Below are 24,951 nucleotides of genomic sequence, written 5' to 3' on the forward strand. Positions count from 1 at the left end.
CGGAGTTCTGCCCATGTTCGATTCCAGCGCCCTGCTGCGCCAGCGCTTTGCCGCGCTGCGCAGTACGGCCGAGGTGTTTTCGCTGCGCCACGTCAAGCAGTCCTGTCAAGGCCTGGCAGTGCGCCGCAATGTTGCTCAGCCGCCGTTCTTCAATCAGGACGAAGGCGCCATGCTCACCGTGCGCATCAACGGTGTCGAGGCCTACGCGGCCACCGCCGACCTGTCGCAGAGCGGCTTGCAACGGGCGCTGGAGCAGGCCGAAGCGCTGGCCCGGCAGATCGCCCGGCACAGCCTGCTGGACTTGAGCACGCAAGCGGTGCCGAGCGAGCGCCATGACCATGTCTCCCCCAACTTCATTCAGCCGTTGCCCAACCTGGCCGATTGCCTGGGCCTGCTCGCCGCCGAATCGGCCAGCGTGCCGGCGGACAGCCGCCTGGTCGATTGGCAGGCGAGCCTGGGTATCAGCGAGGTCGAGCAGACCTACCTGAACTCGGCCGGCGCCGAGCTGCGCCACGCCCAGCGCTTTTTGTTCCCGGGCATGGGCGTCACTGCCAGCGATGGCCTGGACAGCCAGAGCCGCAGCCTGGGCCGGGACAATTTCGGCCAGCAGGGCGGCTTCGAGATCATCGAGCGCTGCGGCCTGATCGGCGCCGCGACGCAGGTTGCCGATCAAGCCTTGCAACTGTTGCTGGCGCCCAACACGCCGAGCGGCAAGCGCGACCTGTTGCTGATGCCTGACCAGATGATGCTGCAGATCCACGAGTCGATCGGCCACCCGCTGGAGATGGACCGGATTCTGGGCGACGAGCGCAACTACGCCGGCACCAGCTTCGTCAAAGCCAGCGACTTCGGCCAGCTACAGTACGGTTCGAACCTGCTCAACGTGACCTTCGACCCGACCATCGCCGAAGAGCTGGCCAGCTACAGCCACGACGATGACGGCACGGCCGCCAGCAAGCAGTTCCTGATCCGTCAGGGCAAGCTGCTGCGCCCGCTCGGGGGTGCGCTGTCGCAGTTCCGCTCCGGGCTCGACGGCGTCGCCAACAGCCGCGCCTGCAGCTGGAACCGCGCGCCGATCGACCGCATGGCCAACCTCAATATCGAGCCCGGCGAGCACTCGCTGGCGCAGCTGATTGGCGGTATCGAGCAGGGCATCCTGATGCGCACCAATCGCTCGTGGTCGATCGACGATGCGCGCAACAAGTTTCAGTTTGGCTGCGAGTGGGGCCAGTTGATCGAAGATGGCCAGCTCAAGGGCGTGGTCAAGAACCCCAACTACCGCGGTATTTCGGCGCAGTTCTGGCGCGACCTGTCGGCAGTCGGCGACCGTAGCACTTTCGAGGTGCTCGGCACCCCCAACTGCGGCAAGGGCGAGCCCAATCAGGTGGTGCGGGTCGGCCATGCGTCGCCGGCCTGCGTGTTCAGCCAGATCGATGTATTCGGAGGAGACGCCTGATGCGCGCTACACCCCAGGAGCAGTTCCAGCAGCTGCTGCAGACCTTGCGTGCAGCCCTGCACGACGGCGAACAGTTCACCCTCGGTTTCAGCGCCGAGCAGTCGCAGTTCATTCGTTTCAACCATGCCAAGGTGCGTCAGGCCGGTGTGGTCAGCCAGGCCAGCGCGCAGCTGCGGCTGGTCGACAATGGCCGCCAGGCCGAGCAGCAGTTCACCCTGTGTGGCGATGCCGAGCTTGACCAGCAACGCCTGCACGATGCCCTCAAGCAACTGCGCCAGACCTTGCCGCTGCTGGCCGTCGACCCGTACCTGAGCCTGGATGACAGCGCCTGGCAGTCGCACAGCCTGCAACACCAGGCGCTGCCTGACCCAGCCGAGGTGCTGGCGCTGGTCGAGCGCGAAGCTGCCGAACTGGACCTGGTCGGCATCTACGCCGCCGGCCCGATCTGCCGCGGTTTTGCCAGTTCATTCGGGGCGTTTGGCTGGCATGAAGCGGTCAGTTTCAACTTCGACTGGAGCCTGTTCCACGCCAACGGCGAGGCAGTCAAAGCCAACTATGCCGGCCAGAGCTGGGATGCCGCTGCGTTTGTCGAACGCCTGCGCCTGGCCCGCGAGCAACTGGCCTATCTGGGCCTGCCTGCGGTGCAGCTCAAGCCCGGCAGCTATCGCGCGTACCTGGCACCAGCGGCCATGGATGAAATCGCCGGGATGCTTTGCTGGGGTGGTTTTTCGGCGCAGGCGCTGGCCACCGGCAACAGCGCCTTGCAGCGGCTGTACAGCGGCGACGCGCAACTGAGCCCGCTGGTGAGTATCAGCGAGCAGGTCAGCGGCTCGCTGAGCCCGGCGTTTTCCGACGAAGGCTCGCAGCGCCAGGACTTGCAACTGATCGCCGAGGGTCGCGGCCTGCAGCGCCTGGTCAGTGCTCGCAGCGCGGCGGAGTTCAAGCTGGCCGCCAACGGCGCCGACAGCTACGAGTCGCCCTGCGCGCTGAGCCTGGCGCCGGGCGAGCTGGCCACCGCCGACATCCTCCAGCGCCTGGGCACCGGCCTGTACATCAGCAACCTGTGGTACCTGAACTACTCTGACTTGCCGGCAGCACGGATGACCGGGCTGACCCGCTTTGCCACCTTCTGGGTCGAGAACGGCGAGATTCAGGGGCCAGTCAGCACCATGCGCTTCGACGACACTCTGTACAACCTGCTCGGCCAGCAGCTCGAAGCCCTGACGGCCGAGCGCGAACTGATCCTTTCCACCAGTACCTACGGCCAACGGCAAACCGGATCGAGTCATTTGCCGGGCGCGCTGGTCAAAGCGATGACCCTGACCTTGTAACACCGCCGCCTGGAAGGATTTGAGGCCGCCATGACCGATCGCGCACCGCTTGACCCTGTCACCGCCCGCTGGATCCCGTGGGTGGTGGCGATTGCCTTTTTCATGCAGTCACTCGACGGCACCATCCTCAATACCGCGCTGCCGGCGATGGCACGCTCGCTCGAGGAAGACCCGCTGCGCATGCAAGGTGTGATCATCGCCTACATGCTCACCGTGGCCTTGCTGATCCCGGCCTCGGGCTGGATCTCCGACCGCTTTGGCACCAAGCGGATCTTCTTCAGTGCGATCCTCTTGTTCAGCTTTGGCTCACTGTTGTGCGCCCTGGCCAACAGCCTCGGTTTCCTGATCGGGGCGCGGATCATTCAGGGCCTGGGCGGTGCCTTGATGCTGCCAGTCGGGCGGCTGGTGGTACTGCGTGCCTATCCGCGTTCGGAGCTGGTGCGGATCATGAGTTTCATCACCATCCCCGGCCTGCTCGGCCCGCTGCTGGGGCCGACCGTTGGCGGCTGGCTGGTGGAAATCCTCAGCTGGCACTGGATCTTCCTGCTCAACCTGCCGGTGGGTGCGCTGGGCTGTTGGGCGGTGTGGAAGTTCATCCCCGACCTGCGCGGCAGCGAGCGCACGACCTTCGATACGCCGGGGTTCCTCCTGTTTGGTGCAGCGATGGTGCTGATCACCATTGCCATGGAGGGCCTCGGCGAGCTGCACATGCCGCACCTGCGGGTGATGTTGCTGCTGTTTGCCGGCATGGCATGCCTGGCGGCCTATTGGCTGCGCGCCGGGCGCGATCCCGAGCCGCTGTTCTCGCCCAGCCTGTTCCGCGTGCGCACCTTCGCCATCGGTATCCTCGGCAACCTGTTCGCCCGTCTGGGCAGCGGTGCCCTGCCCTTTCTGGTACCGCTGCTGCTGCAGATTGCCCTGGGCTATTCGCCGTCCCAGGCCGGCATGAGCATGATCCCGCTGGCGGCAGCGGCGATGGTTGCCAAGTCGGTGGCACGGCCACTGATCGAGCGGCTCGGCTACCGCATCATCCTGACCGGCAATACCGTGCTGCTGGGCATCCTCCTGGCGAGCCTGGGCCTGGTCGATGAGCAGACCCCATATGGCCTGTTGCTGGTGCAGCTGTCGTTGCTCGGTGCGGTCAACTCGCTGCAGTTCACCGCGATGAACACCGTGACCCTGATCGACCTCGACGATGCCAGCGCCAGCAGCGGCAACGGTTTGCTCTCGGTGGTTGCGCAACTGGCCTTGAGCCTGGGCGTGGCCTGTGCCGGTGCCCTGCTCGGCGGCTTCACCGCAGCGGGTAATGGCGACGGCGTCGAGAGCGTGTTAGGGGCCTTCCAGCTGACCTTCTTCACCATCGGCCTGATGTCGATGCTGGCGGCGGCGATCTTCCTGCAACTGGCGCCAAGCGACGGCAGGCGTGCCCGTCGTCCGGAAGCCGAGATCGAACCTTAGGGGGAATGGCCACGAGGCTGGTAGACTATCGGGCATTTTTCGCTTTGCTACCCAGGCCCGCCTCGTGACCACCGAATCCACCGCATTTGCCTCCTTGCCCCTGTCTGCCGCCATGCTGGCCAACCTGGAGGCGCTCGGCTATGCCGCGATGACCCCGATCCAGGCCCAGAGTCTGCCGGTGATCCTGCGTGGCCAGGACCTGATCGCCCAGGCCAAGACCGGCAGCGGCAAGACCGCTGCCTTTGGCATCGGCCTGCTCAACCCGCTCAACCCGCGCTACTTCGGCTGCCAAGCACTGGTCCTGTGCCCGACCCGCGAGCTGGCTGACCAGGTGGCCAAGGAACTGCGCCGACTGGCCCGGGCGGAAGACAACATCAAGATCCTGACCCTCTGCGGTGGGGTTTCGCTGGGCCCGCAGATTGCTTCGCTGGAACACGGCGCGCACATCATCGTCGGCACCCCGGGCCGGGTTCAGCAGCATCTGGACAAAGGCACACTGGTGCTTGACGGGCTCAACACGCTGGTGCTCGACGAAGCCGACCGCATGCTCGACATGGGCTTCTTCGACGCCATTGCCGCGATCATCGGCAAGACGCCGTCGCGCCGGCAGACCTTGCTGTTCTCGGCCACCTACCCGAGCGGCATCGAGCAACTGGCCGCTGATTTCATGCGCAAGCCGCAGCAGGTCAAGGTCGACGCGCTGCACAGCGAAACTCAGATCGAGCAGAGCTTCATCGAGATCGACCCGCAGCAGCGCCTTGAAGCGCTGACCCGCGTGCTCGCGCACTACCGCCCGGAATCGTGTGTGGCGTTCTGCTTCACCAAGCAGCAGTGCGACGAGGTGGTCAACCACCTGACCGCCAAGGGCATCGTTGCCCAGGCGCTGCACGGCGACCTGGAACAGCGCGACCGCGACCAGGTGTTGGCGATGTTCGCCAACCGCAGCATCTCGGTGCTGGTTGCCACCGACGTTGCCGCGCGCGGCCTGGATATCGATGGCCTGGACATGGTGATCAACGTCGAACTGGCGCGTGATGCCGAAATCCACGTACACCGTGTCGGCCGTACTGGCCGTGCTGGTGAGAAGGGCGTTGCCGTCAGCCTGGTAGCGCCCGCCGAAGGCCATCGCGCCCAGGCCATCGAGCAGCAGCAGAAGCGCCCCCTGCGCTGGGAGCAGTTGGACAATCTCAAGAGCAAGGGCGGCGAGCCGCTGCTGCCGGCAATGGTCACCCTGTGCATCGGCGCCGGGCGTAAAGACAAGCTGCGCCCGGGCGACATCCTCGGTGCCCTGACCGGTGATGCCGGCATCCCTGGCAAGCAGGTCGGCAAGATCGCCATCTTCGATTTCCAGGCCTTTGTGGCAGTCGAGCGAGCGCTGGCCAAGCAGGCCATGCAGCGCCTCAACAGCGGCAAGATCAAGGGTCGTGCGTTGAAAGTGCGCATCCTCTGATAGCTGCTACCCCCCTGCGCCACCGGCGCAGGGCTTGCCCCATCTCGTATTCAACTGATTTCAGGTAACTCCCGTGCACTCCACCGACGTGATCATCCTCGGCGCTGGCGCCGCCGGCCTGATGTGCGCTCAGCTCAGCGCCAACCGTGGCCGCCGCGTGCTGCTGCTCGACCATGCCAACAAACCGGGCAAGAAGATCCTCATGTCGGGTGGCGGGCGTTGCAACTTCACCAACATGTACACCGAGCCGAGCAACTTCCTCTCGAACAACCCGCACTTCTGCAAATCGGCGCTGGCCCGCTATACCCAGTGGGACTTCATCGAACTGGTGACCAAGCACCAGGTGCCGTATCACGAGAAAAAGCTCGGTCAGCTGTTCTGCGACAACAAGTCCAGCGACATCCTCGACCTGCTCCTGGCTGAATGCGACGCTGCAGGGGTAGACCTGCGCATGGGCATCAGCATCGAGACCATCGAAAAAACCGCCGAGGGTTATCGCCTGCAGACCAGTGCCGGCCCGTTCGCCTGCCAGTCGCTGGTGATTGCGACCGGTGGTTTGTCGATCCCGACCTTGGGCGCCAGCGGCTTTGGTTATCAGGTGGCGCGCCAGTTCGGCCACACCTTGCTGCCCACCCGTGCCGGGCTGGTGCCGTTCACCATCACCGAGCCGCAGCTCAAGGCCATGTGCACCGAGCTCTCGGGCACCTCGCTGGACTGCACCGCCAGCTGCAACGGCAGCAGCTTCCGCGAGAACCTGCTGTTCACTCACCGCGGCCTGAGCGGCCCGGCGATTCTGCAGATTTCTTCGTTCTGGGAGGCCGGCGACAGCGTCGAGATCAACCTGCTGCCTGACCGTGACGCGCTGGACTGGCTGCAAAGCCAGCAAACCGAGCGCGCCAACAGCGAGCTGAAGACCGTGCTCGGCGAGGTGTTCACGCGCAAGCTGGCCAACCTGCTGGCCGAGCAGTGGTTCGAATCCAAGCCGATGAAGCAGTACACACCGGCCGAGCTGGCGCAGATCGCTGACAAGCTGGCCTGCTGGCAGGTGGTGCCGGCAGGCACCGAGGGTTATCGCACGGCCGAGGTCACTCTGGGCGGCGTCGACACTCGCGAAGTGTCGTCCAAGACCATGGAATCGCTGAAAAGCCCTGGGCTTTATTTCATCGGTGAAGTGCTCGATGTCAGCGGCCATCTCGGCGGATTTAATTTCCAGTGGGCCTGGGCTTCTGCCAACGCCGCAGCGCAGTTCGTGTAATGTAGAATCCTTTCAGCAATGCCCTGAAAGGTTCTCATCGATCACTGCCAGCAGGCCACTATGTCATCGAGCTCGTTTCGTCATTCTCTGCGTCGTTTGTGGGGCCAGGACAAGTTCAGTTATGCCATCCGGGTGACCATCGCCCTTACCGGCAGCATGGCCTTGTGTTGGTATCAAGATGAAATGAAGCTGTTGATCCCGCTGTTTCTGGGGATCATCGCCAGCGCCCTGGCCGAGACCGACGACGGCTGGCAGGGCCGCCTCAGCGCCCTGCTGGTGACCCTGGCCTGTTTTGCCATCGCCGCCCTGTCGGTCGAGCTGCTGTTCCCCTACCCCTGGATCTTTGCCATTGCCCTGGCCCTGGCGGCCTTCTGCCTGACCATGCTCGGCGCCTTGGGCGAGCGCTACGGCGCGATTGCCTCGGCGACCTTGATCCTCTCGGTGTACACCATGATCGGCGTCGACCAGCGCGGCGGCGAGGTCACCGACTTCTGGCACGAGCCGTTGCTGCTGGTGGCAGGCGCCGCCTGGTACGGGCTGCTGTCGGTGCTGTGGCAGGCGCTGTTCTCCAACCAGCCGGTGCAGCAGAGCCTGGCCAAGCTGTTCTTTGAGCTGGGCCGCTACCTCAAGCTCAAGGCCAACCTGTTCGAGCCGATTCGCAACCTTGAAGTGGAGTCGCGGCGCCTGGAGCTGGCACAGCAGAACGGCAAGGTGGTCGCAGCCCTCAACGCCGCCAAAGAGATCATCCTGCACCGAGTCGGCAACAGCCAACCCAACTCCAAGGTCAGCCGCTACCTCAAGCTGTATTTCCTGGCCCAGGACATTCACGAACGCGTGAGTGCCTCGCACTACCCGTACAACGCCCTGGCCGAGGCGTTTTTCCACAGCGACGTGATGTTCCGCTGCCAGCGCCTGCTGCGCCAACAAGGCTCGGCCTGCCAGCAATTGTCGGAGTCGATCCGCATGCGCCAGCCGTTTGTCTACGGCAGCGGTTTTGCCGAGGCGCTGGAAGACCTGCATGCCTCCCTTGAGCACTTGCGCATCCAGAGCAACCCAGCCTGGCGCGGCCTGTTGCGTTCGCTGCGGGCGCTGGCCGGCAATCTCGCCACGCTGGACCGCCTGCTTGCCGACGCCAGCAACCCCGACGGCCTCGCCGATGCCAGTGACAGCAGCCTGCTGGACCGCTCGCCGCGCAACTTCAAGGACGTCTGGAGCCGCCTGCGCACGCAGCTGACGCCAACTTCGCTGCTGTTCCGGCATGCCCTGCGCCTGCCGCTGGCGCTGTCGATCGGCTATGGCATGGTGCATCTGATTCACCCGACCCAGGGTTACTGGATCATCCTCACCACGCTGTTCGTCTGCCAGCCCAACTATGGCGCGACCCGGCGCAAGCTGGTGCAGCGGATTTTCGGCACGGCGATCGGCCTGACCGTCGGCTGGGCCTTGTTCGACCTGTTCCCCAACCCAGTGGTGCAGTCGTTGTTCGCAGTGGTTGCCGGGGTGGTGTTCTTCGTCAACCGCACCACCCGCTACACCCTGGCCACCGCGGCGATCACGCTGATGGTGCTGTTCTGCTTCAACCAGATCGGCGACGGTTACGGGCTGTTCCTGCCACGCCTGTTCGATACCCTGGTCGGCAGCCTGATCGCCATTCTGGCGGTGTTCCTGTTCCTGCCCGACTGGCAGGGGCGGCGCCTGAACAAGGTACTGGCCAATACCCTGACCTGCGCCAGCGAGTACCTGCGTCAGATCATGCAGCAGTATGCATATGGCAAGCGCGATGACCTCGCCTATCGCCTGGCCCGGCGCAATGCGCACAACGCCGATGCGGCGCTGTCGACCACCCTGGCCAACATGCTGATGGAGCCCGGCCACTTCCGTAAGGAGGCCGACGTCGGTTTCCGCTTCCTCGTGCTTTCGCACACCTTGCTCAGCTACCTGTCAGGGCTGGGCGCGCACCGCGATACGGCGCTGCCGCCAGAGGTCCACGAACAGCTGATCGACGGCGCCGGGGTCAGCCTGGCCAACAGCCTCGATCAGATCGCCAACGGCCTGGCCGCGCGCTTGCCGGTGGCGATTCACAGTGATGAAGAAGAAGCCCTGGCCAATGCTCTCGAGCAGATGCCGGAAGAGCTGGATGAGCATCAGCGCCTGGTGCAGACGCAACTGGCCTTGATCTGCCGCCAGCTCGGCCCGCTGCGGACCATGGCCGCGCACCTGATCAAGGAGGGTGCGCCTAGCTGAGCCAAGGCTCAGAAGCCATGCTGGCGCAGCAGGCGCTGATAGCTGCCATGGGCTTTCATGGCCGCGATGGCGCGCTCGAAGCGCTGCACGATCTGCCGATGTTGCGGGTGCTGCAGGCTGACCAGAATGTGCAGGCTGTTCTCACCCAGCGGTGGGTCGACAAAACTGACTGAGTCACGCACCTGCTGTGGCTCGCGCTGCAGGTTGTAGCGGGCGACATACTCGTCTTCCACCGCCAGCTTGACCCGCCCGGCCGCCAGCATGCGCACAGCCGAGGAGAAATTGCGCACCTGAACCTTGCTCAGGCGGCTGTCTTCGTCGAAGCTCGGCGAATAGGCGTAACCGCGCACCACGGCGATGCTGTAGGGGTACAGGTCAGCCTGGCGCTGATAAGTGAAGGCCTCACCCTGGCGCTTGAGCAAGCGAATGCGATTACTCAGAAAGGCACCGGAAAACTCCCCGATCTGGGTACGCGACTCGTTGTACCAGGCGTTGACCAGCACGTCATAACGCCCTTCGCCCAACCCTTTCAACGCCCGCGCCCAGGGCACTTCTTCGTATTCACTGGTAAAGCCTGCGCGCATCAAGGCCGTGGTCACCAGGCTGGTTGCCAGGCCACCACCGGGCATGCTGGCGTCGGTGAACGGCGGCCAGCTGTCGGCAACCAGACGCAGTTTTTGCTCTGCAGCTGCAGGCGAGGCCAGCAACGCCAGCAACAGCCCGGCAAGGCACAGCAGTGGCCGCATGCACGAATCCTTTTGGCAGTGGGGGGCTCCCGCGGATGACGGTAACATGTGCTCCGTCATACCGAGCAGAATACAGATCCGCGGTGCTGCCGGCAGCGGACAATGATGTCAAATGGCCTCTATTTTGGCCAAGCCGGCAGATTACTTGCCAAAGCAATAATCAGGCCTCGTTGCGAGGCCCAATGGTCAGCGTTGCAGCGCCTCCAGCACGCAGCGGGCAATCTGCGCATCCTGCACAGCGACGCCAGTCAGATCGGCGAGGGTCAGCTGCCCGTCGTGTTCGCGCCCGGCCGCGTGCCCGGCCAGCACCTCGCCGAGTTCGCTCAGCAAGCCCGGGGCGATCAAACCGGCCTTGAGCGCATGGGACACCTCACCGTACTGGCTACATTGGCGGCGCGAATCGACGATGATCCGCTGCGCACTGGCGACCAGCTCCACCGCCAGTTCCTGCTTGCCTGGTGCATCGGCGCCGACCGCAGTGATGTGGCTGCCTGGCAGCAGCCATTCACGTTGCAGCAGCGGCTCGCGGGAAGGCGTGGCACAGACCAGCAGGTTGGCCGCCTCGGCCACTGCCCGCGGCTGCTCGACACAGCGCACCGTGCAGCCCAGCGCCTCGGCAAACGCCCTGTAGTCGCGCCGCGCGGCGTCACTACGCCCCCACACCAGCACCTCGCGGCAGGCGGTGACTGCCAGCAACTGCTCCAACTGCAAGCGCGCCTGCATGCCGGTGCCGAGGATGCCGATCGCTTCGACCCTGTTCGGCGCCAGCAAGCGTGCCGCGATGCGCCCTGCCAAGGCGGTGCGCATGCAAGTCAGCCAACCCTGATCAGCCAACAGCGCCAAAGGCTGGCCGGTGCTGGCACTGAGCACCAGCATCAGCCCGTCGTTGCTCGGCAGGCCCTGCTGCGGGTTGCTGTAGAAACCAGTGGAAACCTTGACCGTGAAGGTCTCGCTGCCCTCAACATAGGCCGACTTGATGCAGCAGTCGCCGTTTGCCTGCGGGAAACCGAACGCCTGCACCGGTGGCACCTGCACCCGTCCTGCGGAATAAGCGACAAAACCTTGTTCGATGGCGCGCATGGCCTGATGGACATCCAGCGCGGCCATGATCGCCGGCAACTCGTAGACCTTCATGCGATGGCCTCGAGGTATTTCTCCAGCACGATATTGCGGCCGCACAGCACCACCGCGACTTTCTTGCCGCGATACTCCTCGGCCAGCGCCAGCATGCCAGCCATCGCCACGCCTGCGGCGCCCTCGATGATCCAGCGCTCGCTGGCGGCAACCTCACGCATGGCAGCCTTGATCTGCGCCTCACTGACCAGCACGCTCTGGCTCAGCAGCCGTTGGCACAGGCCGAGGGTCACGCTGTCGGGCTCAACGCCGCCGGCGGTGCCATCCGAGATGGTCTCCTGCTCGTCGACCTCGATGATTCGACCGGCGGCCAGTGAGGCATGCAGGGCCGGCGAGTTGGCTGGCCAGCAACCAACGATGCGGGTTTTCGCCGACAGGCCATGCAGGGCCGCTGCAATGCCGCTGATCAGACCACCGCCGCCCACAGCCACGAATACTGCGTCCAGCTCTGGCTGCTGCTCGAACAGCTCCATACCGACCGTGCCCTGACCGGCGATGATCTGGTAGTCGTTGTACGGCGACACGTACGGCTTGCCTTGCAGCTGCGCCTGGCGCCCGGCTTCCAGTTCGGCGCCGAGCGGATCCAAATCGAGACTGATGACTTCGGCGCCCAGCGCACGCATGGCCTCCAGTTTGTAGCTGGAGGCCTGCGTGGTGGTGTAGACGCTGACCGGCACGCCGAGGGCCTGACCGGCCAAGGCAAGGCCCTGGCCGTGGTTGCCGGATGAGGCGGTGATGACGCCGCGCTGACGCTGAGCCGGGTCAAGCAGGCGCAGTTTGTTGCTGGCACCGCGGTATTTGAACGAGCCGGTGTGCTGCAGGTGCTCGCACTTGAGGTAGACCTCACAGCCGCTCAGGGCACTCAGGCGGCTGCTCAAGGTCAACGGCGTGACCGCGACCTGCGGGCGCAGCGCGGTGTGTGCTTCAGTGATGGCCTGCTGCAGGGAGCCCAGTGCTTGGTCGTCGATCATCGGTAATGCTCTCGGTGACAGAGCGCCACCCAGGCAGCGCACTCATATGGAAATTAAATCTACGATAGATTTTATTTCCACGCCACGCAAGCACCAGCGAGCAGGTCGACAGCTGATCAGCTTTCGCGCGCGAGCTTCACGTACTTGTAGACGGTCGCCCGGCCCATGTTCAGCACGTTGGCCACATAGTCATAAGCGCTCTTGCCGCGGAACGCGCCTTCGCCATGCAGAGCCTCGATCAGCTCGCGCTTGTGCTCGCGCTCCAAGGTGTTGAGGCTCTGGCTACGTTCGGCCAGCCAGCTGTGCATGAAGGTGTTGATGCGCTCCTGCCAGTCATCACGAAACAGCACTTCAGGTTGCGGCAGCAGGCGGCTGGCCTGGAAGAACACATCCAGCGCCTGCCTGGCCTGCTCCAGCAGCGATACGTTGAAGTTGATGCACAGCAGCGCTTCGGGCTGGCCGTTGTCATCGAGCATCACGCTGCTGATCGAACGAATTTTCTGGCCGTCCCAGTTGAGCTTTTCGTACGGGCCCAGGCGGGTGGCGCCATTGAGGTCGGCGGGCAGGTCGTGCAGCGCCGAGTCATCGCCGAGCTGGCGCTTGGAGATATTGTTGGCGATATGCACGATGGTCTGGCTGCGCAGGTCATGCACCACCACTTCAGCATGCGGAAACAGCAACGTGGCGACGCCATCGGCCATGGCGGCGTAGTTGCTGAAGCGGGGGCTGAGCGCCGGCCGGGGTGCAGACATCGCAAGCATTCCTCAGGGTAAAGCGCGCCATGCTAAGCCAGGCGCGACTGGCAGGGAAAGCGCAGCGGCCGCGAGCGACCCGCTGCAGGTTGATTCAGGGGTAGCCCAGCACCTGACGGATGTGCGCCAGATGCGCGCCGATCCACTGCTTGTCGATCGCGCCCCAGTCGCGGATACGGTACTGCCCGGCATGGTTGCGGGCGCCGCTCTCCTGCTCGAATTCGCAGATGATGTCCAGGTCCGCCAGCGCAGCGATGGTGTCCTGAGCGGTACGCCGGGGCATGCCGGTGGCTTCGGTCAAGGCCGGTACGCTGGCGGCGGTCTGGCTGTCGATCAGCCAGGCGACGTACAGGCGGCGGTAGAAGCTGCTCTTGGTCTTGCTCACTTCCATGCTCGGGGTCCTTAGGATTGATTGGGCAGTTCCTGGTAGGTCAGGTAAACACGCAGGTCGAATTCCAGCTGGTGGTAATCCGGCTCCATGTGCTGGCAGAGCTGATAGAACGCCTTGCTGTGGTCGCGCTCACGCAGGTGCGCCAACTCATGCACGACGATCATGCGCAGAAACTCTGGCGCGGCGTCCTTGAACAAGGCCGCGATGCGGATTTCTTTCTTGGCCTTGAGCTTGCCGCCCTGCACCCGCGACACAGCCGTATTCAGACCCAGGGCGCGGTGGGTCAGGTCGAGGCGGTTATCGAACAGCACCTTGTCCAGGTTCGGCGCACTGCGCAGGTAGTTCTGCTTCAGCTCCTGAGCGTAGGCGTACAACGCCTTGTCATTCTGCACCTGGTGACGGGCGGGATAGCGCTGGCGCAGGTACTCGCCCAGGCGGTCGCTGGCGATCATCTGTCGCACCTGCTCTTGCAGGTGCGGTGGGTAGGCTTGCAGGTAACGTAGGTCGGTCATGGCACGGCGGTCGATAAAAGCACACGCGATTCTAGCCAATCATTGCCCGGGCCAGTGGAAAAACAACGGAAAGCCGCTCGCATCGGCAGCGGTCATCGGCCGCGCCACCAAAAAGCCTTGCACATAGCCGCAGCCGTGCGCCTTGAGCCAGGCCGCCTGGGCTTCGGTTTCCACGCCTTCGGCAATGACCGTGATCGCGTAGTCGGCGCACAGGCCAATGACGCTGCGTACCAACGCCGCATCGCTGGCCGAGTCGGGCAGGCGTGCGACCAGGTGGCGGTCAAGCTTGAGCGTGTCGATGGGCAGATCGCGGATCATCCGCAGCGAACAGTCGCCGGCGCCAAAGTCGTCCAGCGCTACTCGCACGCCCAGCTCACGCAGGCGGTTGACCTGCTTCACGGCGGCGTCGATGTTGTACATCAGCGAAGTTTCCGCCACCTCGACCTCAAGCTGTGCCGGGCGCAAGCCGTGCGCCTGGATCACCGCCTGCAGTTCATCAACCAGATTGGGCATGGCGAACTGCACCCGGCTCAGGCTGATGCCCAGCACCAGGTCATCGGCAAAGCCCGCGCGCCAGGCCTTGCGCTGGGCAGCACCCTGATCGTAGATCCAGCTGGCCAGCCGGCTGATCAGCCGCGTTTCTTCCAGCAGCGGGATGAACAAGCCCGGCGGTACATCACCGACGCTGGGGTGCTGCCAGCGCAGCAGCGCCTCGAAGCCACGCAACTGGCCATCGGCAAACGCCACCTGCGGCTGGAACACCAGGTTGAAGTCCTTTTGCTCGATGGCGCTGCGCACACCGTCTTCGAGCATCAGCCGCGACCGCGCACGGCCGTTCAGTTCCTGATCGTAAAACCGGTATTGCTGACGGCCAGCATGCTTGGCGGCGTACATCGCCGTGTCTGCCGCGCGCAGCAGGCCCTCGAAAGTGCCGCCGCAGTCGGGGTAGGTAGCGATACCAATGCTGACGCCCAGGGACACATCGACGCCGTCGACCTGATGGGTGATCGACAGGCGTTCGAGCACCCGCTCAGCGAAGCGCCCGGCCAGCTCTGGATACGGCAGGCCGTCGAACAGGGCCGTGAATTCATCACCGCCCATCCGTGCCAGCAGCGCCTCGCTGCCCAGGCAATCCTTCAGTTGAGACGCGACCCATTGCAGGATCTCGTCGCCCGCCTCGTGCCCGAGCGAATCATTGATCCGCTTGAAGCCATCGAGGTCCATGTACATCAGTGCCTGAACCTTCTCCGAGTGCTCGTTGCGCAGCAGCGCAGCTTCGGCAGCCTGGTAGAAGCCGCGCCGATTGAGCAGGCCGGTGAGCGGATCGGTGACCGCCTGCTGTTCCAGCTGCTGGTGCAGGCTGCGCACCACCGACATGTCCAGCAGGGTAATCACCATGGCGTGCTGCTCGCTCGGCAGCGGCGCGCAGGACAACGCCACCGGCACCAGTTGCCCGTCGGCGGTGCGCAACTGCGCATCGTGCACGCGGAAGATCTGCCGTTGCTGGTACGCCTTGAAGAAGTCCGACTCGCGCCACAGGCTCGGTGTCGCCAGTTGCAGCAGGTCAAGCACGTGGGCGCCCTGGAGCAGCTGCACCGGGGTATCCAGCAGGCTTGAGATCGCCGGGTTGGCAAAGCTGATGGTGCCGCTCTCATCCACCACCAGGATGCCCTCGGCGGCGTTTTCCAGGATCGAGGCATTGAAGGCCCGCGCCGCTTCCAGCTCGCGGGTCAGGCGTTGCAGCATGCGCCGGTTGCGCTGCTGCTCGAGCAGGGCCTGCACCTTGGGCTTGAGGATCTGCGGGTCGAACGGTTTGAACAGATAATCCACGGCGCCGGCGGCGTAGCCCTTGAGCACGGCATCCTGCGACTGCTCGTTGGCAGTCAGGAAAATGATTGGAGTGAGCCGGGTGCGCTGGCTGCCGCGCATCAAGCGGGCGACTTCAAAGCCGTCCATCTCTGGCATCTGCACGTCGAGCAAAACCAGGTCGACTTCATGGCGGAGCAGCGCGCCGAGCGCCTCGGTGCCCGAACAGGCAGTCAATACCTGCCAATCCTGACGGGCCAGCAGGGCACGCATGCTGATCAGGTTCTCTGGGTAATCGTCGACAACCAGCAAGACGGACTTGCCGTCCGTTGCAGTGGGTTGAGCTTCATCCATGCTGCTTCTCTTGTAAGAGCGACTGCTTCCTACCCGTCTACTCTAGACCGCAGTTGGCGGGGTGCAATGGAATCAGAACGCTATCACCGAATTTAGTTTCCCATGCCGACTAACGGTCATCTCGCAGACATAAAAAAACCCGCATCGCTGCGGGTTTCTTCAAGCGTACAGCCCTGATCAGTTGACCTTGGCAGCCAGCTCACCTTTCAGGTAGCGCTGGTACATGCCTTCGAGGGAGATCGGTTTGATCTTCGAGGCATTGCCGGCGGTGCCGAAGGCTTCGTAACGGGCGATGCACACGTCACGCATGGCCTTGACGGTTTCGCCAAAGAACTTGCGTGGGTCGAACTCGCTCGGGTTGGTTGCCATCAGGCGACGCATGGCACCGGTCGAAGCCAGGCGCAGGTCGGTGTCGATGTTGACCTTGCGCACGCCGTACTTGATGCCTTCGACGATCTCTTCAACCGGTACGCCGTAGGTCTCTTTGATGTCGCCGCCGTACTGGTTGATGATCGCCAGCCACTCTTGCGGCACCGAGGAAGAACCGTGCATCACCAGGTGGGTGTTGGGGATGCGCTTGTGGATTTCCTTGATGCGGTCGATTGCCAGCACGTCGCCGGTAGGCGGCTTGGTGAACTTGTAGGCGCCGTGGCTGGTGCCGATGGCGATGGCCAGGGCGTCGACCTGAGTCTTCTTGACGAAGTCGGCGGCTTCTTCCGGATCGGTCAGCATCTGGCTGTGATCGAGCACGCCTTCGGCGCCGATACCGTCTTCTTCACCGGCCATGCCGGTTTCCAGCGAACCCAGGCAGCCCAGCTCGCCTTCTACCGAAACACCGCAGGCGTGGGCCATGGCGACGGTCTGCTGGGTGACGCGGACGTTGTAGTCGTAGTCGGTTGGGGTCTTGCCGTCTTCGCCCAGCGAGCCGTCCATCATTACCGAGCTGAAGCCCAGCTGGATCGAGCGCTGGCAGACGTCAGGGCTGGTGCCGTGGTCCTGGTGCATGCACACCGGGATGTGCGGGAATTCTTCGATTGCCGCCAGGATCAGGTGGCGCAGGAAGGGTGCACCGGCGTATTTGCGAGCACCGGCCGAGGCCTGCACGATGACCGGAGAGTCGGTCTTGTCGGCGGCTTCCATGATGGCGCGCATCTGCTCGAGGTTGTTGACGTTGAAAGCTGGGACGCCGTAACCGAACTCGGCGGCGTGGTCCAGCATCTGGCGCATGCTAATGAGTGCCATTGTGTATCTCTCTCCCGACAAGCGTCGTTGTTTCGTGCAAACCTGCCATAGGGCGGTTGCTGTTCATGTTATGTGGGCCGCCGAAGCGACCCGGCCATCACGGTGCCTTGCAGCCCCGCCCTATCAGATCGTTGGTTGCTACCCAGTACACCAGGCCTTCTTCGCCGCGCAGATGCAGGGCCAGAACGCCATCGCTGTACAGCGCGCCAGAGGCGCCGGGCTCGGCCTTGAGCCGGTAGACCTGGTCATCACCGCCAAGGCGGACATCGACCGAGTCCTGGCTGGCATCGGCGAAACGCCAGGAAACTTCGGTCTGTGTATCACAGACCCAGCGCGTCCAGGTGTCTGTCGGCGCAGCCGGTGCTGGCTGCAGCAGTGAGCAGCCTGCCAGTGTCGCCAGAGCCATCAGGGCCAATAGCGCTTTCATCCGAAACCCCCGTTATGGGTCCGCTGCGCGGCCCTTCGCGGGTAAACCCGCTCCCACAGGTTCGGTGCACGTCTGTGGGAGCGGGTTTACCCGCGAAGGGCTGCGCAGCAGCCCCTAATCCAAGACCACAAAACCCAGTTTAGGTTGCCCGCCAACCCATCAAGGGCAACCGGGCGCCTTGCGCTGGTGCTCGTCGTCGTACTTTTCCAGGCCGTCCGGCCCCAGCCGCTTGTTGATCACCGGCACCGTCTCGGCCTGCCACTGTGACTGGTAACACCCGCCCGGCGCGGCCTGCGACGGCTCGCCATCGGCAGCCGGCCCGCTGGAGCAGGCGCCCAGCAGACAAGCCACGATCAACACCGGCAATTGCTTGAGCATCCGCTCGCTCCCTGCGCCAGGCGCCTTCATGCTCAGGCCTTGGCTCGTTGTTCCAGGATTTCCACGGCAGGCAGAACCTTGCCCTCGACGAATTCGAGGAACGCGCCGCCACCGGTAGAAATGTAGGAGATATCGCTGCCAACGCCATATTTATCGATGGCCGCCAGGGTGTCACCACCGCCCGCGATGGAAAACGCGTCGCTGCCGGCAATGGCCTGGGCCAGCACTTTGGTGCCGTTACCGAACTGATCGAACTCGAACACGCCGACCGGACCGTTCCACAGCACGGTTTTCGACGACTTCAGCAACTCGGCGAACTGCTCGGCAGTTTGCGGGCCGATGTCGAGGATCATGTCGTCGTCGGCAACGTCGGCAATCAGCTTGACGGTGGCTACGGCGCTCTCGGCGAACTCCTTGGCAACCACCACGTCGACCGGCAGCGGCACGTTGACCTTGGCGGCGATGGCCTTGGCAGTCTCGACCAGGTCAGGCTCGTACAGCGACTTGCCGACTTTGTGCCCAGCAGCGGCGAGGAACGTGTTGGCAATGCCGCCACCGACGATCAGCAGGTCGCAGACCGTGCTCAGGCTGTTCAGCACGTCGAGCTTGGTCGACACCTTGGAGCCGGCAACGATGGCAGCCATTGGTTTGGCCGGGGCTTTCAGGGCCTTGCCCAATGCGTCCAGCTCAGCAGCCAGCAGCGGGCCGGCAGCAGCGACCTTGGCGAACTTGGCCACGCCGTGGGTCGAGCCTTCGGCGCGGTGGGCGGTGCCAAAGGCATCCATCACGAATACGTCGCACAGGGCAGCGTACTGCTGCGCCAGCTCGTCGGCGTTCTTCTTTTCGCCCTTGTTGAAGCGCACGTTCTCGAACAGCACCAGCTCACCGGCGGCAACTTCGACGCCGTCGAGATAATCGGCCACCAGCGGTACGTCGCGGCCCAGCGCCTTGCTCAGGTAGTCAGCCACTGGCTTGAGGCTGTTCTCGGCAGAGAACTCGCCTTCGGTTGGCCGACCGAGGTGCGAGCAGACCATTACCGCGGCGCCTTTTTCCAGGGCCAGCTTGATGGTCGGCAGCGCCGCCAGGATACGCGCATCGCTGGCAACCGCACCGTCTTTGACAGGCACGTTGAGGTCTTCGCGAATCAGTACGCGCTTACCTTGCAGGTCGAGGTCAGTCATCTTCAACACGGTCATGAATGCAGTCCTTCAGGGCTGTTTGCTGCGGGTTTGGTGGACGACGTGCAGGAAATGATCAGCAACGTCGAGCATACGGTTGGCAAACCCCCATTCGTTGTCGAACCAGGCCAGCAGGTTCACCAGGCGGGGGCCGGAAACGCGGGTCTGGCTGGCATCGACAATGGCCGAATGCGGGTCATGGTTGAAATCACAGCTGGCGTGGGGCAGCTCGGTGTAGGCCAGCAGCCCGCGCAGCGGGCCGTTCAGGGCTGCGTCACGCAGCACCTGGTTGACCTCGGCGGCGGTGGTGTCACGGGCGGTCTGCAGGGTGATGTCCAGGCACGACACGTTGACAGTGGGCACACGCACCGCTTTGGCCTGAATTCGCCCGGCAAGTTCCGGCAGCAGCCGTTCGATGCCACGCGCCAGACCAGTGGACACCGGGATCACCGACTGAAACGCCGAGCGGGTGCGGCGCAGGTCTTCATGGTGATAGGCGTCGATCACCGGCTGGTCGTTCATCGCCGAGTGAATGGTGGTGATCTGCACGTACTCGATGCCGAACGCCTGATCCAGCACGCGCAGCAGCGGCACGCCGCAGTTGGTGGTGCAGGAGGCATTTGACACCAACTGCTCGGCACCGCTCAGGCAGGCCTGGTTGATGCCATAGACGATGGTGGCGTCGACATCGGCCTCGCTGGCCATCGGCTGCGAGAACAGCACCCGTGGCGCGCCGGCATCGAGAAAGCGCTGACCATCGGCGCGGGTGTTGTAGGCGCCGGTGCATTCGAGCACCAGGTCAACCTCCAGCGCGGCCCAGTCGACGCCTTCCGGGGTAGCACTGCGCAACACCTGTACGCAGTCGCCGTTGATATGCAGACAATCGCCATCGACCTTGACCTCGCCGGGGAAGCGGCCATGGGTGGAATCGAAGCGTGTCAGGTATTCCAGGCTGGCCTGATCGGCCAGGTCATTCAAGGCAACGATCTCGAAGCTCGCCGCAGCCCCCCGCTCAACCAGCGCGCGCAGGACACAGCGGCCAATGCGGCCATAACCGTTGAGTGCAACTTTGTAGGGACGCTGGGGCATTCGGAGCTCACTAAAGCTTTAGGGCCATTGGGGCCGCTGTGCGGCCCAATCGCGACACAAGGCCGCTCCTACAGGCACCGCGCTGCCTTATCGACGGCGAAGTACCTGTAGGAGCGGCCTTGTGTCGCGATGGAGGGCAAAGCCCTCCCCTTGTCACGACATGGCGGGCATCACTGCCCACCCTGTTTTATATCAGTCTTCCAGCAGCTCTTCAGCAGTACCGAGGATGTTCTCCAGGGTAAAGCCGAATTCTTCGAACAGCGCCGAGGCCGGAGCCGACTCGCCGTAAGTGGTCATGCCGATGACGCGACCTTCGAGGCCGACGTACTTGTACCAGAAGTCGGCATGGGCAGCCTCGATGGCGATCCGTGCGCCGACTTCAAGCGGCAACACAGCCTGCTTGTAGCTGGCGTCCTGAGCATCGAACACGCTGGTGCACGGCATCGAGACGACACGGACCTTGCGGCCTTGCTCGGTCAGTTGGTCGAAGGCCTGTACAGCCAGACCGACTTCGGAACCGGTAGCGATGAGGATCAGCTCAGGCTCGCCAGCGCAGTCCTTGAGCACATAACCGCCGCGCTCGATGTCGGCGATCTGCTGCGCATCGCGCTGCTGATGCTGCAGGTTCTGACGCGAGAAGATCAGCGCCGAAGGGCCGTCCTTGCGCTGCAGTGCGTGCTTCCAGGATACCGCCGACTCGACCGCATCGGCCGGGCGCCAGGTGTCCAGGTTCGGCGTGCTGCGCAGGCTGGTCAGCTGCTCGATTGGCTGGTGAGTCGGGCCGTCTTCGCCCAGGCCGATCGAGTCGTGGGTGTAGACGTGGATCACGCGCTGCTTCATCAGGGCCGACATGCGCACTGCATTGCGGGCGTATTCCATGAACATCAGGAAGGTCGCGCCGTAAGGCACCAGGCCGCCGTGCAGGGCGACGCCGTTCATGATCGCGGTCATGCCGAATTCGCGCACGCCGTAGAACACGTAGTTGCCGCTGGCATCAACGGCGTCGACGCCTTTGCAGCCTTTCCACAAGGTCAGGTTGGAGCCGGCCAGGTCAGCCGAACCGCCGAGGAACTCGGGCAGCAGCGGGCCGAAGGCGTTCAGGGCGTTCTGGCTGGCCTTGCGGCTGGCGATGGTTTCACCCTTGGCAGCAACTTCGTTGACGTAGGCCTGAGCCTTGGTCGAGAAGTCGGCAGGCAAGTCACCGGCCATACGACGCTTGAACTCCGCAGCCAGCTCTGGGTGAGCAGCGGCGTAAGCGTCAAAGCGCTGGTTCCACTCGGCTTCGGCCTTGGCACCGGCGGCTTTGGCGTCCCACTCGGCATAGATGTCGGCCGGGATTTCGAACGGGCCGTAGTTCCAGTTCAGCTCTTTGCGGGCCAGGGCGATTTCGTCGTTGCCCAGCGGTGCGCCGTGGCAGTCTTCCTTGCCCTGCTTGTTCGGCGAACCGAAACCGATGATGGTCTTGCAGCAGATCAGGGTCGGACGATCGCTCTTGCGCGCCGTCTCGATGGCCATCTTGATCTCTTCGGCATCGTGGCCGTCGACGTTGCGGATCACCTGCCAGTTGTAGGCTTCGAAGCGTGCAGGAGTGTTGTCGGTGAACCAGCCGTGGACTTCGCCATCGATGGAAATGCCGTTGTCGTCGTAGAACGCGACCAGCTTGTTCAGGCCCAGAGTGCCGGCCAGCGAGGCGACTTCATGGGAGATGCCTTCCATCAGGCAGCCATCGCCGAGGAACACGTAGGTGTTGTGGTCGACGATGTTGTGGCTGTCACGGTTGAACTGCGCCGCCATGACTTTTTCGGCGAGGGCGAAGCCGACTGCGTTGGCCAGGCCCTGGCCGAGTGGGCCAGTGGTGGTCTCGACACCTGGGGTGTAGCCGAACTCCGGGTGGCCCGGGGTGCGGCTGTGCAGCTGACGGAAGCCTTTGAGGTCGTCGATCGACAGGTCATAGCCGGTCAGGTGCAGCAGCGAATAAATCAGCATCGAGCCGTGGCCGTTGGACAGCACGAAGCGGTCACGGTCGGCGAAGCTCGGGTTGCTCGGGTTGTGCTTCAGGTAGTCGCGCCAAAGCACTTCGGCGATATCCGCCATGCCCATTGGGGCACCGGGATGGCCGCTGTTGGCCTTTTGCACGGCATCCATGCTGAGGGCACGAATGGCGTTGGCACGATCACGACGGCTGGGCATCGCTAAGTCTCCTGGGGGCTTGAATAAGTAATGAAGCGCAAAAAAGACGACCATTTTCCCCCACAGTCGGCTCCGGGGCAATGACGGATGGTCGCAGTTGGGTGTTTTTCCTGTGATTGATGAGCGATTCGCGAGAATAGAGGGTGGTTCGGACGCACGCGGGCCATCCATCGTCCAATATCAAAACTTTTTGATATTGCCCTTGCGAGGGCAACCTTGCCTGTCTAGACTGCCGCGCTATGAATCTTCCCGCGCAACCTTTGGCCCTGCAACGCAGCGACGACCTGGCAGCTTTATGCAAAGCCAGCGGCGACGAGCTGCGCCTGCATGTATTGCGCGCGCTGGCCAGTGACTCATTCGGCGTGCTCGAGCTGGCGCAGATCTTCGACGTCGGCCAGTCCGGCATGAGTCATCACCTCAAGGTGCTGGCCCAGGCCGAACTGGTAGCCACGCGCCGCGAAGGCAACGCCATCTTTTACCGGCGCGCCCTGCCCGACAGCCTGCGCCCCGGTGGCCGGCTGCATACAGCACTGCTTGAAGAGGTCGACGACCTGGCGTTGCCGGCCGCAGTGCAGGCGCGCATTGCCCAGGTGCAACAGCGCCGGGCCGCTACCAGCCAGGACTTCTTCCTGCGCGTGGAAGAAAAGTTTCGTGCCCAGCAGGACTTGATCGCCGGTTTGCCGCAGTACCGCGAGAGCCTGCTGGCACTGCTCGACAAACTCAGCTTCGGCGCGCACGCCAGTGCCCTTGAAGTCGGCCCGGGTGACGGCGGTTTTCTGCCCGATCTGGCCCGGCGCTTTGCCAGCGTCACAGCGATGGACAACAGCCCGACCATGCTCGAACTGGCGCGCCAGGTCTGTGAACGGGAAAGCTTGAGTAATGTAAATCTGCAGTTGGCCGATGCATTGGGTGCAACGGATGTGACAGCCGACTGCGTAGTGCTGAACATGGTCTTGCACCATTTCAGCGATCCGGCCCAGGCCCTGCGCCTGCTGGCCAAACGGGTAAAGGCAGGCGGCAGCCTGCTGGTCACCGAACTGTGCAGCCATGATCAGCATTGGGCCCGCGAGGCCTGCGGCGATCTCTGGCTGGGCTTTGAGCAGGATGACCTGGCCCGTTGGGCCCGGGCAGCAGGGCTGGCTCTCGGAGACAGCCTGTATGTGGGCTTGCGTAACGGTTTCCAGATCCAGGTCCGCCATTTTCAGCGGACGGCTGGCGACATCACCATCGGTAAATTTTAGGAACCCGTCGAGATGAGCGAATACTCCCTTTTCACCTCCGAGTCCGTGTCTGAAGGACATCCGGACAAGATCGCCGACCAGATTTCGGACGCGGTCCTGGACGCCATCATCACCCAGGACAAGTTCGCCCGTGTGGCCTGCGAAACCCTGGTCAAGACCGGTGTTGCCATTATTGCCGGCGAAGTCACCACCTCGGCCTGGGTCGACCTCGAGCAGATCGTGCGCGACGTCATCGTCGACATCGGCTACAACAGCTCCGACGTCGGCTTCGATGGCGCGACCTGCGCGGTGATGAACATCATCGGCAAGCAGTCGGTCGATATCGCCCAGGGCGTTGACCGCTCCAAGCCTGAAGATCAAGGCGCCGGCGACCAGGGTCTGATGTTCGGCTACGCCAGCAACGAAACCGACGTGCTGATGCCAGCACCGATCTGCTTCTCGCACCGCCTGGTCGAGCGCCAGGCCGAAGCGCGCAAGTCCGGCCTGCTGCCGTGGCTGCGCCCGGATGCCAAGTCGCAGGTCACCTGCCGTTACGAAGGCGGCAAGGTTGTCGGTATCGACGCAGTCGTGCTGTCGACCCAGCACAACCCTGAAGTCTCGCAAAAAGACCTCAAAGAAGCCGTCATGGAGCTGATCGTCAAGCACACTCTGCCTGCCGAACTGCTGCACAAGGACACCCAGTTCCACATCAACCCGACTGGCCAGTTCATCATTGGCGGCCCAGTGGGCGACTGCGGCCTGACCGGGCGCAAGATCATCGTCGACTCCTACGGCGGCATGGCCCGTCACGGCGGCGGCGCATTCTCCGGCAAGGACCCATCCAAGGTTGACCGTTCGGCGGCCTACGCCGGTCGTTACGTAGCGAAGAACATCGTGGCTGCCGGCCTGGCCGAGCGTTGCGAGATTCAGGTTTCCTACGCCATCGGTGTCGCTCAGCCGACCTCGATCTCGCTGAATACCTTTGGTACCGGCAAGATCTCCGACGCCAAGATCGTCCAGCTGGTGCGTGAGTGCTTCGACCTGCGTCCTTACGCAATCACCACCATGCTCGACCTGCTGCACCCGATGTATCAGGAAACTGCAGCCTACGGTCACTTCGGCCGTACCCCTGAGCAGAAGACTGTGGGTGACGACACCTTCACCACCTTCACCTGGGAACGCACCGACCGCGCCCAGTCGCTGAAGGACGCTGCTGGCCTGTAAGTCTTCTTACGGCCACAGACGAAAGCCCCTGCCGAGTGATCGGCAGGGGCTTTTTTGTGACATATCGCCTGACAAACTGGCCCGGCGTTGATCCGTTTGCGCGCCTAGGCTGAGGACTCCGAATCGCCTGGCAAGGACGCTGG

General features: G+C 63.7%; 21 protein-coding genes. 8 read left to right on the forward strand and 13 right to left on the reverse strand.

Annotated elements, in window-relative coordinates; all coding sequences use genetic code 11:
* Positions 1-13 precede the first annotated feature (13 nt).
* From ACQZ2L_RS00450 to yccS, 6 genes are all read left to right on the forward strand, one after another.
* Positions 14-1,456 (forward strand): TldD/PmbA family protein, encoded by a 1,443-nt coding sequence (locus tag ACQZ2L_RS00450; RefSeq protein WP_430324285.1) that lies wholly within the window; start codon positions 14-16, stop codon positions 1,454-1,456.
* A complete protein-coding gene (locus ACQZ2L_RS00455) occupies positions 1,456-2,787 on the forward strand; it encodes a TldD/PmbA family protein (protein WP_430324286.1) in 1,332 nt (443 codons plus the stop codon). The genes ACQZ2L_RS00450 and ACQZ2L_RS00455 overlap by 1 nt, the downstream gene beginning before the upstream one ends.
* 30 nt (positions 2,788-2,817) lie before the next feature.
* Entirely contained in the window at positions 2,818-4,245 is a 1,428-nt protein-coding gene (mdtD, locus tag ACQZ2L_RS00460) for a multidrug transporter subunit MdtD (RefSeq protein WP_430324287.1), read from the forward strand.
* 112 nt (positions 4,246-4,357) lie between these two features.
* A complete protein-coding gene (dbpA, locus tag ACQZ2L_RS00465; RefSeq protein ID WP_430324735.1) occupies positions 4,358-5,695 on the forward strand; it encodes an ATP-dependent RNA helicase DbpA in 1,338 nt (445 codons plus the stop codon).
* 73 nt (positions 5,696-5,768) lie between these two features.
* Positions 5,769-6,950 (forward strand): NAD(P)/FAD-dependent oxidoreductase, encoded by a 1,182-nt coding sequence (locus ACQZ2L_RS00470; protein ID WP_430324288.1) that lies wholly within the window; start codon positions 5,769-5,771, stop codon positions 6,948-6,950.
* Between the two features lie 60 nt (positions 6,951-7,010).
* Entirely contained in the window at positions 7,011-9,194 is a 2,184-nt protein-coding gene (gene yccS / locus ACQZ2L_RS00475; RefSeq protein ID WP_430324289.1) for a YccS family putative transporter, read from the forward strand.
* 8 nt (positions 9,195-9,202) lie between these two features.
* Here the strand turns inward: yccS and ACQZ2L_RS00480 are convergent, their stop codons facing one another.
* From ACQZ2L_RS00480 to tkt, 13 genes are all read right to left on the reverse strand, one after another.
* Positions 9,203-9,940, reverse strand: a complete 738-nt coding sequence (locus ACQZ2L_RS00480) for a substrate-binding periplasmic protein (protein ID WP_430324290.1) — start codon at positions 9,938-9,940, stop codon at positions 9,203-9,205.
* A 186-nt stretch (positions 9,941-10,126) separates the two neighbouring features.
* A complete protein-coding gene (locus ACQZ2L_RS00485; RefSeq protein WP_430324291.1) occupies positions 10,127-11,074 on the reverse strand; it encodes an ornithine cyclodeaminase family protein in 948 nt (315 codons plus the stop codon).
* Positions 11,071-12,045 carry a threonine/serine dehydratase gene (locus ACQZ2L_RS00490; protein ID WP_430324292.1) on the reverse strand — a complete coding sequence of 325 codons (975 nt, stop codon included), beginning with the start codon at positions 12,043-12,045 and terminating at the stop codon, positions 11,071-11,073. The genes ACQZ2L_RS00485 and ACQZ2L_RS00490 overlap by 4 nt, the downstream gene beginning before the upstream one ends.
* Before the next feature lie 116 nt (positions 12,046-12,161).
* Positions 12,162-12,797, reverse strand: coding sequence for a helix-turn-helix transcriptional regulator (locus tag ACQZ2L_RS00495; protein WP_103435802.1), 636 nt, complete (start codon positions 12,795-12,797; stop codon positions 12,162-12,164).
* A gap of 94 nt (positions 12,798-12,891) precedes the next feature.
* Positions 12,892-13,188 carry a winged helix-turn-helix domain-containing protein gene (locus ACQZ2L_RS00500; RefSeq protein WP_430324293.1) on the reverse strand — a complete coding sequence of 99 codons (297 nt, stop codon included), beginning with the start codon at positions 13,186-13,188 and terminating at the stop codon, positions 12,892-12,894.
* Between the two features lie 11 nt (positions 13,189-13,199).
* Entirely contained in the window at positions 13,200-13,700 is a 501-nt protein-coding gene (locus ACQZ2L_RS00505; RefSeq protein ID WP_430324294.1) for a M48 metallopeptidase family protein, read from the reverse strand.
* 39 nt (positions 13,701-13,739) lie between these two features.
* Complete coding sequence (locus ACQZ2L_RS00510; RefSeq protein WP_430324295.1) at positions 13,740-15,860, reverse strand: putative bifunctional diguanylate cyclase/phosphodiesterase; 2,121 nt, start codon at positions 15,858-15,860, stop codon at positions 13,740-13,742.
* A 177-nt stretch (positions 15,861-16,037) separates the two neighbouring features.
* The gene (fba, locus tag ACQZ2L_RS00515; protein ID WP_101315791.1) at positions 16,038-17,102 is read right to left on the reverse strand and encodes a class II fructose-bisphosphate aldolase; all 1,065 of its coding nucleotides are present in this window, start codon (positions 17,100-17,102) and stop codon (positions 16,038-16,040) included.
* A gap of 97 nt (positions 17,103-17,199) precedes the next feature.
* On the reverse strand, positions 17,200-17,529 hold the full coding sequence (locus ACQZ2L_RS00520; protein ID WP_430324296.1) for an MliC family protein: 330 nt from the start codon (positions 17,527-17,529) through the stop codon (positions 17,200-17,202).
* A gap of 159 nt (positions 17,530-17,688) precedes the next feature.
* Complete coding sequence (locus ACQZ2L_RS00525) at positions 17,689-17,907, reverse strand: hypothetical protein (RefSeq protein ID WP_430324297.1); 219 nt, start codon at positions 17,905-17,907, stop codon at positions 17,689-17,691.
* A 32-nt stretch (positions 17,908-17,939) separates the two neighbouring features.
* Positions 17,940-19,103 carry a phosphoglycerate kinase gene (locus tag ACQZ2L_RS00530; protein ID WP_430324298.1) on the reverse strand — a complete coding sequence of 388 codons (1,164 nt, stop codon included), beginning with the start codon at positions 19,101-19,103 and terminating at the stop codon, positions 17,940-17,942.
* Positions 19,104-19,115: 12 nt separating this feature from the next.
* Positions 19,116-20,174: an erythrose-4-phosphate dehydrogenase gene (gene epd, locus ACQZ2L_RS00535; RefSeq protein WP_430324300.1), complete on the reverse strand. Its 1,059-nt coding sequence runs from the start codon at positions 20,172-20,174 to the stop codon at positions 19,116-19,118.
* A 192-nt stretch (positions 20,175-20,366) separates the two neighbouring features.
* Positions 20,367-22,364 carry a transketolase gene (gene tkt, locus ACQZ2L_RS00540; RefSeq protein WP_430324301.1) on the reverse strand — a complete coding sequence of 666 codons (1,998 nt, stop codon included), beginning with the start codon at positions 22,362-22,364 and terminating at the stop codon, positions 20,367-20,369.
* Between the two features lie 239 nt (positions 22,365-22,603).
* On the opposite strand from tkt, the gene ACQZ2L_RS00545 reads away from it, so the two are divergent.
* Both ACQZ2L_RS00545 and metK read left to right on the forward strand, forming a co-directional pair.
* Positions 22,604-23,605: a metalloregulator ArsR/SmtB family transcription factor gene (locus tag ACQZ2L_RS00545; RefSeq protein WP_314876860.1), complete on the forward strand. Its 1,002-nt coding sequence runs from the start codon at positions 22,604-22,606 to the stop codon at positions 23,603-23,605.
* Between the two features lie 12 nt (positions 23,606-23,617).
* Positions 23,618-24,808: a methionine adenosyltransferase gene (metK, locus tag ACQZ2L_RS00550; RefSeq protein ID WP_103435795.1), complete on the forward strand. Its 1,191-nt coding sequence runs from the start codon at positions 23,618-23,620 to the stop codon at positions 24,806-24,808.
* Positions 24,809-24,951: the final 143 nt, after the last annotated feature.

Origin of the sequence: Pseudomonas shirazensis (assembly GCF_050496565.1) — a bacterium.
GTDB lineage: Bacteria > Pseudomonadota > Gammaproteobacteria > Pseudomonadales > Pseudomonadaceae > Aquipseudomonas > Aquipseudomonas shirazensis_A.